Source organism: Candidatus Binatus sp. (assembly GCF_036567905.1).
GTDB lineage: Bacteria > Desulfobacterota > Binatia > Binatales > Binataceae > Binatus.
In genome coordinates this window covers 1-13,792 of record NZ_DATCTO010000100.1, presented here as the reverse complement: position 1 = coordinate 13,792, position 13,792 = coordinate 1, and the positions used below count along the sequence as shown (strand labels likewise).

Below are 13,792 nucleotides of genomic sequence, written 5' to 3'. Positions count from 1 at the left end.
GTTTTCCCGGTTCTGTCATGGAAAAAGTTCACTTACTCACGCTTGGATGCCCCAAGAACCTCGCCGACAGCGAGCTGATGCTTGGCGCGCTGACCTCGGCGGGATTCGAGATCACGCTGGACCCCGAAGAGGCGCAAGTGCTGTTGGTGAACACCTGCGCGTTTATCGAGGCGGCGAAGAAGGAATCGATCGACGCAATCCTCGAAGCGGCCGAGGTCAAGCAGCGCGGTTGCGGCAAGCGGCTGGTGGTTGCGGGATGTTTGTCGCAGCGCTACGCCGCCGAACTCGCCGCCACGATGCCGGAAGTGGACGTGTTCGTCGGCACCGGCAACTTCCTCGATCTGCCCGAGCTGCTGCGGCGCACCGAAGCGCCCGAGATGCGGCCGATTCCGTATGCCGGCGCGGCGCATCTGCTGCCGACGTCGGCAATCCCGCGAATCACGACGGGCAATTTCTTCACGTCTTACTTGAAGATTTCCGAAGGCTGCAATCATAAGTGCGCGTTTTGCATTATCCCCAAGATTCGCGGCCTGCATGAGAGCCGCCCGCTGGCTGACCTGGTCGCCGAGGCGCGCACGCTGGCGGCCGCCGGGGTTCGCGAGATCAATTTGATCGCGCAGGATTTGACCGCCTACGGCCGCGACCTCGATGAGCCGTCGTCGCTGGCGGCGTTGCTGCGGGAACTCTCGAGGATCGACGAGCTGCGCTGGATACGGCTGCTCTACTGCTATCCGAATTTCGTGAGCGCCGAGTTGCTCGACGCAATCGCAGAGCTGCCCAAGGTCGTCAAGTACATCGACATGCCATTGCAGCACGCCGACGATGCGATGCTGCGGGCGATGCGCCGCGAGCGCTCGGGCGCGGCATTGGTCAAGCTGCTCGACCGCGTGCGCGAGCGCATCCCGGGCGTCGTGCTGCGGACATCCTTTATCGTCGGCTTCCCCGGCGAGACTGACGCCGCCTTCGAGCGGCTGGTGGATTTTGTTCGCGATGAGCAGTTCGATCGCGTGGGAGTGTTTACCTACTCGCGCGAAGAGAATACTGCCGCCTACAACCTGCCGGACCAGGTGCCCGAGCGGGTCAAGCGCGCGCGGCGGGCCAGCTTGATGGCGACGCAGGCGGAAATTTCCCTGGCCAGGAATCGCGGCCTGGTCGGACGCGAAATCGAGGTCCTGGTCGAGGGTCCGATGCCCGGACGCGTCACGCGGCTGCGCGGGCGAACGTCGGGTCAAGCGCCGGAAATCGATGGCTGCGTATTTCTTGCGGGCGATGCGGAGGCGGGCGAGTTCGTGCGCGCAAGAATCGACAAGGCGCTCAGCTACGACCTGCACGCAACCGTCGCCGGCGCGGCCGTTTAATATACCGGGAGTCGCAAATTCAATGGCTAAAACACCAGTTGCCGCAAACCGAAAGAAGTTCCTTGCCAAAATGCGCGAACAACTGCTGGAAGCGAAAACCAAACTGCTCGGCGAGATCGATTCCGAAGTGCGGGCCGAACGCGAGACCAACAAGGACGAGGGCATGGACACCTACGACCTCGCGTCCGAAGAGCGCGACCGCGAGATCAACTTCATCCTGTCGGACCGCGAACGGGTCAAGCTCAAGCAGATCGACGACGCGCTCGAGCGTCTCGACGACGGCGCCTACGGCGATTGCGAGTCCTGCGGACTGGAGATCGCCGAGGAACGGCTCGAGGCGATGCCATTTTCGCGCCTGTGCCGGGATTGTCAGCAGGACCAGGAGCGCGAGGCGAAATCGCAGCGGCGATTCGACGACGAGCGCAATACCTACCGCAAAGTAGGTTCGACCGACGCTGACGACGAGAGCGCGTAGCCGGGTGTTGGTGCTGGAGCGACACGCGCTGGCGCGCGAGATCCTTCGCTGCGCTGCGGACGATACAAAAAAAGTTCTAACAGGGCCCCTCGAGTACTCGGGATAAACTCCGCCCGCATCTTTGTTTTAATACCGGGTGCAGGGGTCACCCCTGCCGGCGGGGATTGTTTACCGCGCTGCCCAAACCAGTCATCCTAAGCGCGACAGCTTGCACGGCAGCCGCAGTTGTCAACGATTGGTACGATCGCTGCGTCAGGATGTCAGCAACCGGCCAATGAGGATATTTTCCGATATTGAAAGCGATGGATCCGTTGGACCATCCGTCGATTTAGCCGACGCTCGCCAGCGGATACGCACCAATCTTTCCGGCGTCGGCGCGACGATTGCCCTGGCAAGCGCTCGGGGCGGGGTCGGCAAGAGCATGCTCGCCGTGAATATCGCGGCGGCGTTGGCGATGAAAGGCCGCAAGGTTGCGATCGTCGATGCGGACCTGAATTCGCCCAGTGTCGCGGCGATGCTCGGGATGAAACCGCAGCGGGGCTACCCGATGATCGAAGGAATCGAGCCGGCTGCGGGGCCGCATGGGTTGCAAATAGTTTCCAGCGATCAGCTTCCCGGCGGCGAGGCGCCACCGATCAGCTTTGTGGATGATTACGATCAGAGCAACGGCAACAACGACGGCGAGCCGGTTGCGCCTGCCTCGACGCGGCCCGCGGAACTGAGCTATCGCCAAGCGCTGAGGCGAATCCTGGCGCAAGCGCAGTTCGGGAGCGTCGATTTTTTGATCATCGATCTGGCGACCGGCCTCGATCGATTGTACTCGGTGGCGTCGATCGCAGCGCTTGACGGCGTTCTGTTGCTCAGTCTTCCGTCCGCACAGGACACCATCGCCGCGCGCCACGCGATAAAAATCGGCCGCGCGATCGGCGCGCCGATCATCGGCATCGTGGAGAATATGGCCGGCTTCAACTGCGACGGATGCCGCGCAGTTCGGCCGCTATGGCCCGACGGCGATCTCCATGGAGTCGCACGCGAGGCGGCGGTGCCAATCCTGGCGCGGCTCGCGTTTGAACCGCGGCTTGCCGACAGCAGCGATCGCGGCGTGCTGTTCGTTCGCGAGTACGGCTCCACGCCGACCGGCAAAGCGCTAGCCGATATCGCGGACCGGGTTGAAGCGATGGTCGCCGCGCGCACTCGCGCAGCCGATACGCCCGCCTAGCTCCGCGCCTCAATCCGAATCCGAATCGTCATTATCATCGGCCGGGGTCGGCGCCGAGTCGGCGACGTGCGAATATTCAAACATCCCGGCCCCGCGATGGGCGCCGATGCGGAAGCTCGCGAATCCAAGCGAGGTGTAGATGCGCGAATGGCCGGGCCCCGGGCGCGAGAGCGGAATAAAGCATTCGACACTGCCCTCCAGTTCGCATGACGATCCATCCGGGCGCGTCAACGACGCGAAAATGCGATGCGGCGGTTGCTCGACCGATGTCGTATCGATCGTGAGATCGCCGAGCGCGCACGGCGACCAACCGCCGGCGCTGAGAATCCTGGCGGTCCGGGCCGGCAGCGCATCGCGTGTCGCAACCGAGCGGGCTTCGAGCGCACGCGGCGCATCTTTATCGTCGAAACACGCCCAAATCATCCGGCGCGCGGTGAAGTTACCCGGTCCCAGTCCGGTGAACGACATTCCCGCGCGGGCAAACCCGTTGACCGTCCGTGCGGCGCCGTCGATGCAAACCCGTCCCGAAATTCGCCCGAATGAAGCGCTCGATGACGCACGGTCCTGCGCGGCGCCGGGCGAGGACAGAATCCGGTCGAAGTCGAACTGACCGCCAGCGTCATCGATTTCGAAACGCGCGTTAACTTCGGTGCCGCCGTCGAGCCGGCCCGAGGCCAGCGCGCGTTCGATGCTCAGATACGCGGTAGCGTCGGGCACGATCACGGCGGGTCCGCGGAACGCGAGCACGATCGACTTGCCCTCGCGCCTGAGCGAGAGCGGACCGTGAGTGATGGCGCCGCTGGAACGAGTCGGCCGGCCTTCGGCAGTGAATAATGCTGCGCGATGGCGATCGAACAGCATCATGATTCGCGCGCCCCCGGCGGCGCCGCCGAGGTCGAAGCTCGCCATCGCGCCGATACGCGCCGCCGGGTCGTAGAATTCGATCCCGACGCGTTCGGGCGCCGCGACCGATCCGGCCGCGCCGATTTTGGATCTGGCGACTGGCGGGCGCGGCGCGCGATTTACAACCAGCGGTGTGCGCGGAGCGTGCGAATCGGCGCCGTTTGCCGAAAAAACCTGGGCGATGGCGTCTTCGCATCGGGTGCGCAACTCGCCGGGCATCCTGATCGAGACCGACAATTCGAGTTGGGCCGCATCGATGACGCCGTTGGCGGCAGTTTCGGAAATCGATCTGAGCGGCGCGTTGGAACTTTGGCGATGACGCGCGGTGAATGCCTGCAACAGGTTTTGCAGGCCGCCGCCCGGGTAACGCATGCCATAGGTCGGCTTGATTCCATGATGATGCAGGCGGTCGGCGAGTCCGGCGAGCGGGCCGTTGATGAAATCGTCGCTGGCCGAGACACAAGCGGAACCGGGCGGGCGCAGCTCGCCGCCTGAATTTCGCAGTCCGAGTCCGAAATCGAGGCGCGGCTCGATAATGTTCCATCCGTGGATCAGCAGCACCGTGACGCGGCCATGACGCGCGACGATTGCGCCGACCCGATCCGCGATCATTTCGAGCAGCCACGGCGAGCGTTCGATTATTTGCGAGAGGCGGTTGCAGTCGAGCCGATTGCGATCCATCGCGACGTTGATCAGCGCCGACGCGCCAAGTCGCGCCGCCAGTCCGCGGGTGATGTCGGCGGTATGCAGGTCGTTGACCTTGGGATTGGGGATCGAGCGCGTGCGCGGCTCGGCGCGGCCGCCGTGCGGCGTAATCAGGAGCACGGGAGAATCGGAGTCGATCACCTCGAGCCATGACTCGGCGGCGGCGCCCGCGGTATGAAGCCCGGATTCAGGCATTCGGATCGACGCGGCCGCGATTGGACCTGAGCGCGGCGCGCGCCTGAAGCGCGAACGACGCAACGAAGTAGTAGGCGATGAAACTCAGCCCGGCCCATAACAGAATGGGATTCACAGCCGGCAGCATCAGAACCGCCGCGACCGTCATAAACGCCCAGATTATTCCCAGCGTGAGCGTGACCGGGCGGAGCGGGACGGTTCGATTCGGATAAATGAACTTGAGCGGCATGAACACCATCACGGCGAGGAGCAGCAGTACGGCAACGTTGAAGAAGACGCCGGCGCTGAGACAGAAAAGATAAAACGCGACCAGGTTCCAATAGTTCGGGAAGCCGAGAAAGTAATTGTCCTCGGTCTTGGCTTGCGTCCGGCAAAATCCATAAACGCTGGCGAGCATGACGAAGCACGCCAGCCCCAGGCCCCATCGCGAACCCGGTATGATCCCGGCCTCCAGCATAAGAAACACCGGCGCCACGGTGTAGGTGAGATAGTCCACGATGTTGTCGAGCAGCGCGCCGTCGAAGGTCGGCACGCGAGTCTTGACCATCAGCCAGCGGGCCAGCGGACCGTCGCTGGAATCGATAATCGTCGCCACGCCCATCGCGAGGAACGACGCGCGCAACTCGCGTTGCGAGGCGGCATAGATCGCGAGCAGGCCGAGCGCCGCGCCCAGAGCGGTATATAGATGTACGCCCCACGCGCAGGCCGTGAGAAATTTCTGCCTCGGGATCGACCGCGGCAAACTTCCGGCTGCGCCTGATGAGGTCAATTCATTTATCCGGCTTGTAATCGCGCGGGCCGAAGTACTCTTCGAGGACCGTCATGAAGGGTCCGCAGGCGCGATGTTTCTTCACCAGCATCATCGCCTCTTCGAGTGACATTTGCCGATAAGCGCGCAGGAACGCAATCGCAAGGGTGGGTGCGCGGTTCAACCCGGCGTTGCAATGAAGATAAACGCGGGAACCGGAACCGACCAGATCGCGAAGATCGTGGAGCGCAGCTTCGAGCCGCTCGGCCATCGCGTCCGCGCTGCCATCCTGGATGGGCGTGCGCACATAGTCGATTCCATGCGCTGTGTACTCCGCGCTCAGTCGGCCGTCGTCCAGCCCGTTGATGCGCAGATCGTCGTCGTCCTGGAGATTGTGAACCGCGGTGATCCCGTAGGTATCCTTCAGCCAGACGATATCGGCCTGGCTGGGATATTCCCCGACCAACAACTCATCCGAGATTACGCTGACCGACGGCCGGCGGTCGCCGCGAGATGACCGCGGGTCACGGTCGTGGCGAATGCTGAACCAGTCAACCATCATTCAAATGTAACCATCCGGCGGGCAAGTATTCCAGCGTCAGCTTAACGCGGGAGGCACAACCGGGTTGGAGCAGACGGGCATCATGCCTTGGCGTGGCCGCGCGGCAGTTCAGGCGAGCGATCGATGCGGGAATGCGCGCGCTTGACCGGTTCGGCGCCGGTTGAGGACACGGTTGATTCATCGGGGGTAAGCGTGAACTTCGAGCGCGAGCCGGATAGCGCGGTGACCGCCGTGCGCATCAGGTCGGCGATTTTGCGGTAGGCGCCGGCGCCTTCGGAGCTTTTCGCCAGTTCGCGCAGCTCGGCGGCGGTGATCGCGCGGCCGATGCGGACTTCCACGGGATGGCGCCGCGGGACGAGGCTGCCTTTGCCCATCACGTCATGGGTGCCGCGAATCAGGATCGGCAGCACGTCGCATCGACTGCGCAAGGCCAGGAATCCCGCGCCACTCTTGAACTCATGGATTTCGCCGTCGGCCGAGCGGGTGCCCTCGGGAAACATCAGGACACTTCGTCCCTGTGCAAGCTCGGCGAGCGCGTCTTCGAGCGATTCGAGTTGCGCGCGTTCGCGATCGAACGGCATCAACGAGGTGAAATTCGACGCGAGAAAACGCCGCGCCGGCGTGTTGAAGAAATAATCCCTGGCGGCGAGCACCCGGATATCGTCACCGATCGCGCCAAGCGCGTAACCGACCAGGCTGAAATCGAGATGACTTGAATGATTCGCGACGACGATGAAGTTGCGATTGGCCGGGATGTTGCCGCGCCCGAGGACTTTCGGCTTCAGCCATCCGTCGAAAATTGCGTGCTCGGCTGCGCGCACCGCGAATCGGCCGAGCCATTTCAGCGGCGCCGGCAGGCGCGGCGTGTAGGGTTCGGCGAACTTTGCGTACGAGGGCATCCGATGGCGTCCGTTGCTGCCCGGTTGGGTGGCGAGAAGTTGCAGGTCCGCGACGGTGCGCAGGTCGGCAATTTCCTCTGGCGCAATCTCGCGGCTCGCGCGCTCGCCGATCAGCTCGCCGATTTCGGCAAGTGCGAGCGAGTCGAGGCCCAGGTCCTCGATCAGCCGCGTGGCCGGCGCGATGTTGACAGGCTCGGTGGTGATTGACGCGAGCGCCTCGGCGAGCCAAGTCTCGACCTCGGAGTCGGCGCTATCGGTTTTGTTGTCGGCATCGCTTGGGCGAACGTCGAGCATCCGCCGCAACATCGCGGCTACGTCGGCGCGTTTGATCTTGCGGGTGCGCGTGCGCGGCAGTTCGGCGTCGGTGAAGCGGAGGATTCTGATTCGTTTGTACGCGCTGAGTTCGCGCGCGACTTTGTCGAAGTCGCTGCGCAGGCGATCTTCCACGGCGCGGCGGCTCTCTCCGCGCGAGTACGCGGGCGCGACCAGGGCAGCGACCTGCTCGCCCTGGCCGACCTTCAAGCCGACGACCGCCATCTCTTTGACGTACTGCGAACGGCCGTAGATTTCTTCCAATTCGTCGATGTAGATGTTGTTGCCGCCGGAATCGATGATAACTTCCTTGGCGCGGCCGACGATGTACAAGCGGCCGTCGTCGTCGAAGCGCCCGAGGTCTCCGGTGTGAAGCCATCCGTCGGTCAGAACTTCGGCGGTCGCGGCCTCATTGCGATAGTAACCCGCCATCACGTTTGGTCCATGCGCGACTATCTCGCCGATCGGACCGGTTGCGGGCGCGAGCTTGATCTCGACGCCGTTCAGCGGCCGTCCGACCGCGCCGACTTGCGTAGATTCGTCGGGCCGCGTGACCGAGAGAACGGGCGCCGCTTCAGTCAAACCGTAACCTTCGAGCAGCGGGATTCCGATATCGTTGAAAAACTTCGCCACGCGATGGGGCAGGGCGGAACCGCCGCTGACGGCGAGCCGCAGCCGGCCGCCGAGGGCGGAATGAACCTGGCGGAAAACAATCGAACCGAAGTTAAGCCCTGAGCTCGCGTCGAGCCGGCGATTGAGATCGCGCAGATTGTCGAAGGCTGCGTGGAAAAAAGGACCGCGCGCTTCGACTTCATCGACGATGCGCCGATGGACCGCCTCCCACACCGCGGGCACGCCAATCAGCGCGGTCGGGCGAACGTCGGCGAGCGTGCGCGACAGCGTTTTCGCATCGACTTCGAGCGGATAGACAATCGTCGCGCCGCTGGCGAGCGGCAGCAGCATCCCGCAGGTGAACTCGAACGCGTGATGGAGCGGAAGCAGCGACAGCACCACGTCGTCGGCGCCGAGAACAAAGACGCGCGACAGCATCGCGACTTCGGCGGCGAAGTTGCCATGCGACAGCATCACGCCCTTGGGCGCGCCGGTGCTGCCGGAGGTGAACAGGATCGACGCAAGCGCTTTTCGCTCGGGAGGCGAGGGCGGAATTTTGGCGGCGCCGCGCAGAATGAATGGACGCGCGAGCTCGGCGAGGTCGAGCTCGATGAGTTTCGGATGCGCATCGCTGAGCGCAGAGCCGAGGCGCTGGTGAACCGCGCTCGAGCGCAGCACAGCCGCGGGCTCGGCGATTTTGCAGATGGGGGCGAGTTCCTCGGCGGAAATCAGCTGATCGAGCGGCACCGCAATCGCGCCGGCGGTGAGAATCGCGAAATAGCCCAGCACCCAATCGGGCGAGTTCTCGCCGACCAGAAGCACGCGATCGCCCGGCTTGATTCCGCGCGTGGCGAGCAGCAATGCGGCGCGACGGGCCTTGTCGCGCAGTTCGCGATAGGTGGTCTGTGTCTGTTCGCCCGACGGCCGGCGCGCGATCATCGCGATCTGAGAACCGCAGCGGTCGGCGGCGCGATCGAGCATATCGACCAGACTGCGATGACGCGGCAGCGACTTGGGCCTGCCGCGCGCGTGGAGATCGAGTTGCGGAAAAATATGGCGGCGCAGGCCCGGCAGATGAATGTTGATCCAGTAGTCGCGCCAATCGATCAGATCGGGACGAAACGGATGGCGCTCGGCGTCGGCGGGCTTGAGCGCGGCGTAAAGCGCGCGAATGTTGCCGGCGTGAAAAGTATAAACCAGCTCCTGGATGTAGGGACGATAGACCTCGACCAGTTCGCGCGCGAGGTCGGTATTCTCCTTCAATTTATCGATTGCGCTCTCGATCTTTTTCGCGCGCTGATTTTCCTCGCCCAGCACACTGCGCGCGAGCGCCGCCGCTTGTTTGAGAATTTGCGGAACTGTCCGGCTGGCGAGGTCGTAAGTATTCTGCGACACGACGACCGCTTCCAGATGGGGCCCCAGCCAGCGCATCGAGCCGCCGTCCTTGCGATGCTCGCGGCGATTGCTGAGCGCGGTCAGCTCGACCAGCCGGCGCATCGGGAGCGGATTCCGATCCGAAGTGCAAAGCTGGTAGATGGGCTTGTGCATCCGCGATAGCAGCGCGGCGAGGATCGGAATCATCGCGTGCGCCGCGAGATCGACCGGGATCACGTCGAGCACCAACTCCGCCCTGGCGGGATAAAAGCGGTAGCCGCGGCCGGCGAGATAGGTCAGCGGCGCGCTGGTGTTGACGCCCTGGTTCCATCCGGGGAATGGATCGCGCAGCGCGCTTTCGATTACCGCCGGGCGCACAACAGTGACGTTGAGAGTATCGCGCTCGGCGAGCACCAACTGTTCGCCGAGGCTCTTGGTGTAACTGTACGTGTTCGGCCATCCCCAACTCTGCGCGCGCATCCGGCCGGCGTCCTTGAGGCGCTCTTCAAGCCACTGCTTGCGGCGATGCTCGAGTGCGGACTCGCGCGAAGCGTCGGCGTCGCCGTCGTCGCCGCGGAACTCGGCGTGGCGCAGTTGATCGCGCGACTCGGCCTGCACGCGCTGGACCGCCGCGAGCGCGTCGCGAATCTCGCGCTCGAGCCGAAACGACTTGCGCCCGCGGGGGCACCAGTTATCCGGGATGTCGTCTTCGTAGCGATGGCCGTCGGCGATCCCGGCGACGTAGCAGGTCGAGACATGCATCATCGCGGCGCCGAGCTTGCGGCAGAACTCGATCACGTTGGCGACGCCGGTGGTGTTGACCTCGATCGCTCTTTCGAGCGAGGCTTCGAAGTTCACCAGCCCCGCGCTGTGGACGACCGCGTCGAGGCTGCCCGGCTTGAACGGCTTCGCTTCATCGCCAAGCAGACCTTCATTGGTGATGTCGCCGGGAACGACGACGATCTTTTCCTCGACATAGCGATCGAACTTCGCGCCGAGGTGTTCGCGCAGCGGCGCAAACACCGGTGAGTCGAGAATCTCGCGGCGAAGGCGCCCGACACTGCTGCGCCGGTCGCCGCGAATCAACAGATAGACGCGCTCGATCTCGGGATGCCATCGCAGCAGGATGGCGAGGAACACCTTGCCGAGAAATCCGGTTGCGCCCGTCAGCAGGATGCGCCTGCCTGCCAGCACCTGCTCGAGCGGTGGCATCGACGACGCGCCGCGAGCCGCGGGCGGGTTGCGTTTGCCGTTGCTACTCGACATCCGCGATCACCAGCGGCGGCAAGTGAAGGTAGGTTATCGACGCCGAGCGTCCCAGCTCGGAGGTCGCCATCGCGATTGCCTCATCGAGCGTGTCCGCCGCTTCCCATCCAAGCCGCGCGGCGACTTCCGGCTGTTCGCATCCCGCGGCGATCACGCGCCCGAGGTGCTGGCGGGCGGGTTCGCCCCAGTACCACATGTAGAACGGATGCACGCCGTGGTAGGCGTTGCCGTAGCGGTACATATGTATGTAGGTCGGGTTGTGTGCGAACTCGAGCTCGAACTTTTTCTCGAGCTCGGCGGCGTCAGTCGTCTCGGCCAGGCATCGATGGAAAAACTCGATGTAACTCGGATGATGCTCGGGATGGAATTCGTCGCGCAGCGGATGACAGATGATCAGCGTGCCGCCTTCGCGAACCAGCGGCTTGTTCCGATACATGTTGAACAGGTAGCCCATCCCGGTGCACTGCACGAGCACCGGATTCATGATCGAGTTGACGTTGTAGGGACAGACATAGGGAACACCTACAATTAGTATATCGGCCTGGCCCTTCACCGGCACCGCGTATTGCTGGAACACGCGCGCGAGCGCCTTTTGATGCACCGCCTCGGTATCTCCGGCCCACACGCCGATCATTCCGTAGGGCGCCGCGTAGTTGTGCAGCAGGTTGCGCCGCATCTCGCTGGACAGGTTGCGCATCGTCCATTGAAAGCCCTTGAGCCGCGTGCGATCCCAGTCGGTGAAGCGGTCTTCGTTCTTGTGCAGGAAGTCGAGCATCCCGCCGTACATCCGGGTATTCACCGCGGTCTCGATCTGAAAAATGTTGAGCGACTTGTGAATCAGCCGGCCCATCCGGTCCGACGAGCGATGCAACGCCGAGCGCGCCGGGTCCATGTACGAGTGCGAATCGCGCAGCGTCGCGACGTTGTGGTGATGGCGCAGACTCTGGTAGGGCGCGAGTCCCACCGCGACCGACTTGTGCCCGCCGTCCATCGGCACCAGGTTGATATTCAAATACAGGAGCAGGTCGGACTCCGCCGCGCGGCGCGACAGCCATACTTCCTCGCCGTGGTCGGTCTTGCCGAGCATCGCCAGCTCGGCGCGATTTTCCGCGTCGAAGTTGTACAGCCGGTCCGGCCAATACTGCTTGAACGCGCGCTCGCCAACGACGCGGCGGATTTCCGCTTCCGTCATGCGCCGATGCAACGAGGTCGCGATCACCAGGTGCACATCGTCAACCCCGTAATCGGCAAGCGTCTGCAGCACCTGGTTGAGCAGGCGCTCGCGGATGTCGGGCCGGCGCATCTGCGGCAGCGGGAGACTGATGTCGTCAATCGCGATCGTCACGCGCATATTCGGACTCAGTTGCGCGAATAGCGGGTCCTGGTTCTCGGGATGCAGGATCGCGTAGCGAATCGCCTGGTCGGCGTCGGCCAACGGGTCCAGCGGCGGCGGCGGATAGATCACGCGGGTGCCGACCGGCAGTTTCTCGAACAGGAATTCCTCGCCATAAGGGATGACGCGGCGCTCCGAGCGCCGATTCACCTTGACGACCAGCTCGCTGCGCGCGCCGACTTCATGGCGCAGCTCGGCGGTTTTGACTTCTTTGAGTTTTCCTTCAGGCCGCGCCATCGGAGCCTCGCGTCGATCGTTCGATTTCGTGTTTGAGGTCCAGGGCGCTCTCGAAACCGTCAGGCCGCTCTGAAGACGCGGCCTTCTCGAAATGGATCACCGGCCATTGGCGGCTGAGTGCGGCTGCGCGCAATCTGCGGTCGGGATTAACGGCCACGGGATGTCCGAGCGCGGCCAGAAACGCGGTGTCGTAATGCGAGTCGGCGTAACCCCAGCAATCCGCCAGATCGATATTGCGGCCGGCGGCGTAGTCCGCGCACCACGCCGCTTTTTCGTCTCCCGCCATCACGGGTTGCGCCAGACGGCCGGTGGCGCGGCCGCGGCTGAAGACAAATCGGTTGGCGGCGAAGTCGGCGATGCCAAGATGACGCGCGAGCGGCGCGACGATGAAGTCCGGAGAACCGGTCACGAGCACGGGCTCGAGGCCGGCCGCGCGATTGGCCTCGATCAATTCCACGGCGCGCGGAAAAAGGTGTCCGATCAGGATGCGCTCGCAATATTCCTCGCCGAGCGAGAGCAGGCGGTCGCGCGAGACGCCTTTGAAGGCCTCGAACAGGACCGTGTTCAGGAGCCGGCGGTCGCGCCGTTCAGCGAGGTACAAGCGGGGGATTCGCGCGGCAAAACCGAGCAGGTACGCGACACGCCCGCTCCATTCGCCGAGGTTGGCAAGGGTGAAGATCGCGCCGTGCACCAGGTTCAGATCGACGATGGTGCCGTCGAGATCGTAGAATGCCGCGCGGCCGCCTGAGGGCTTGTGGGCGTGGCCGTTGGACGATTTTCTATGGCGATAAACTGACATGTCAGTCTAGTCAGGGCCCAAAAAAAAGCGCTCACCTCGCGCTGGGGCGAACTTCAAATAACTCGGGACGCGCGACCCCCTTTAGGCCGAAGCCGAGTATTTCCTCGACCAGCGCCGCAATGTCGGTGGCGTCGCTGCGCGAGAGCATCCCAACCACTTCCTTGATTCCGCCCAGGATTGCGTACGAGACCGCGCGCGTATCGGAGTTGCGCACCAGGTTCATCTCGATTCCGAGATCGAGCGAGCGCTTGATCAGCGCCGCGATCCGGTCGTAGAAATCCTGAATTTTCTCGTCGAGTTCGCGGTCGAAGCCGGTGGAATGGTTGAGCAGGATGTCGGTGAGTTCGCGCTCGGCCAGCACGTAGCGCAGTACGCGGGTCAGGTTATCGCGCAATTGATCGACGGGGTCCGGCTCACCCGGTCCCGGGCGGATGCGCTGAATCCGCTGGGTCAGCTCGCCGACGACCTGCTCGAGCAATTCCTCGAAGAGGTCCTTCTTGTTCTCGAAATAGAGATAGAAGGTGCCGCGCGCGATGCGGGCGCGGGCAATGATGTCCGCGACATTGGTCCTGTGATATCCCTTGCGGGCAAAGATGCGCTTGGCGTGGCGCAGCACTTGCGCGCGTCGGGCGTGGCGTTCCATTGCGCTGCTCCGTGCGGAGCCTCCAAGCTAGTAGGGGATAGTCACGGTGTCAAACAGGGGTGAGCAGGGGTGACCCCTGCACCCAATATTAA

10 protein-coding genes are annotated in these 13,792 nt (G+C 63.7%); 3 read left to right on the top strand and 7 right to left on the bottom strand.

The window, feature by feature from the left end:
- Nucleotides 1–17 precede the first annotated feature (17 nt).
- The 3 genes from rimO (at nt 18) to VIO10_RS15425 (ending at nt 3,052) form a co-directional block, all read left to right on the top strand.
- Nucleotides 18–1,358, top strand: a complete 1,341-nt coding sequence (rimO, locus tag VIO10_RS15435) for a 30S ribosomal protein S12 methylthiotransferase RimO (protein WP_331966268.1) — start codon at nt 18–20, stop codon at nt 1,356–1,358.
- A 22-nt stretch (nt 1,359–1,380) separates the two neighbouring features.
- On the top strand, nt 1,381–1,833 hold the full coding sequence (locus tag VIO10_RS15430; protein ID WP_331966265.1) for a TraR/DksA family transcriptional regulator: 453 nt from the start codon (nt 1,381–1,383) through the stop codon (nt 1,831–1,833).
- Between the two features lie 274 nt (nt 1,834–2,107).
- Nucleotides 2,108–3,052, top strand: coding sequence for a P-loop NTPase (locus VIO10_RS15425; protein WP_331966262.1), 945 nt, complete (start codon nt 2,108–2,110; stop codon nt 3,050–3,052).
- A gap of 9 nt (nt 3,053–3,061) precedes the next feature.
- Here the strand turns inward: VIO10_RS15425 and VIO10_RS15420 are convergent, their stop codons facing one another.
- The 7 genes from VIO10_RS15420 to VIO10_RS15390 all read right to left on the bottom strand — a co-directional run bounded on the left by VIO10_RS15420 (nt 3,062) and on the right by VIO10_RS15390 (nt 13,700).
- A complete protein-coding gene (locus VIO10_RS15420) occupies nt 3,062–4,855 on the bottom strand; it encodes a hypothetical protein (protein WP_331966259.1) in 1,794 nt (597 codons plus the stop codon).
- Nucleotides 4,848–5,624, bottom strand: coding sequence for a CDP-alcohol phosphatidyltransferase family protein (locus VIO10_RS15415; RefSeq protein ID WP_331966256.1), 777 nt, complete (start codon nt 5,622–5,624; stop codon nt 4,848–4,850). Before VIO10_RS15415 ends, VIO10_RS15420 begins: the two co-directional genes overlap by 8 nt.
- Before the next feature lies 1 nt (nt 5,625).
- Nucleotides 5,626–6,165 (bottom strand): dual specificity protein phosphatase family protein, encoded by a 540-nt coding sequence (locus tag VIO10_RS15410; RefSeq protein ID WP_331966253.1) that lies wholly within the window; start codon nt 6,163–6,165, stop codon nt 5,626–5,628.
- Between the two features lie 80 nt (nt 6,166–6,245).
- The gene (locus VIO10_RS15405; protein ID WP_331966250.1) at nt 6,246–10,628 is read right to left on the bottom strand and encodes an AMP-binding protein; all 4,383 of its coding nucleotides are present in this window, start codon (nt 10,626–10,628) and stop codon (nt 6,246–6,248) included.
- Nucleotides 10,618–12,258, bottom strand: a complete 1,641-nt coding sequence (locus VIO10_RS15400; RefSeq protein ID WP_331966247.1) for a lactate racemase domain-containing protein — start codon at nt 12,256–12,258, stop codon at nt 10,618–10,620. The genes VIO10_RS15405 and VIO10_RS15400 overlap by 11 nt, the downstream gene beginning before the upstream one ends.
- The gene (locus tag VIO10_RS15395) at nt 12,245–13,057 is read right to left on the bottom strand and encodes an HAD-IB family hydrolase (protein ID WP_331966244.1); all 813 of its coding nucleotides are present in this window, start codon (nt 13,055–13,057) and stop codon (nt 12,245–12,247) included. The genes VIO10_RS15400 and VIO10_RS15395 overlap by 14 nt, the downstream gene beginning before the upstream one ends.
- A gap of 31 nt (nt 13,058–13,088) precedes the next feature.
- Entirely contained in the window at nt 13,089–13,700 is a 612-nt protein-coding gene (locus VIO10_RS15390) for a TetR/AcrR family transcriptional regulator (RefSeq protein ID WP_331966241.1), read from the bottom strand.
- Nucleotides 13,701–13,792 lie beyond the last annotated feature (92 nt).

Bases quoted from the DNA above. Each gene is read 5' to 3' on its own strand.
- rimO (WP_331966268.1), top strand. From the start codon at position 18: ATGGAAAAAGTTCACTTACTCACGCTTGGATGCCCCAAGAACCTCGCC.
- VIO10_RS15430 (WP_331966265.1), top strand. From the start codon at position 1,381: ATGGCTAAAACACCAGTTGCCGCAAACCGAAAGAAGTTCCTTGCCAAA.
- VIO10_RS15425 (WP_331966262.1), top strand. From the start codon at position 2,108: ATGAGGATATTTTCCGATATTGAAAGCGATGGATCCGTTGGACCATCC.
- VIO10_RS15420 (WP_331966259.1), bottom strand. From the start codon at position 4,855: ATGCCTGAATCCGGGCTTCATACCGCGGGCGCCGCCGCCGAGTCATGG.
- VIO10_RS15410 (WP_331966253.1), bottom strand. From the start codon at position 6,165: ATGATGGTTGACTGGTTCAGCATTCGCCACGACCGTGACCCGCGGTCA.
- VIO10_RS15405 (WP_331966250.1), bottom strand. From the start codon at position 10,628: ATGTCGAGTAGCAACGGCAAACGCAACCCGCCCGCGGCTCGCGGCGCG.
- VIO10_RS15400 (WP_331966247.1), bottom strand. From the start codon at position 12,258: ATGGCGCGGCCTGAAGGAAAACTCAAAGAAGTCAAAACCGCCGAGCTG.
- VIO10_RS15395 (WP_331966244.1), bottom strand. From the start codon at position 13,057: ATGTCAGTTTATCGCCATAGAAAATCGTCCAACGGCCACGCCCACAAG.
- VIO10_RS15390 (WP_331966241.1), bottom strand. From the start codon at position 13,700: ATGGAACGCCACGCCCGACGCGCGCAAGTGCTGCGCCACGCCAAGCGC.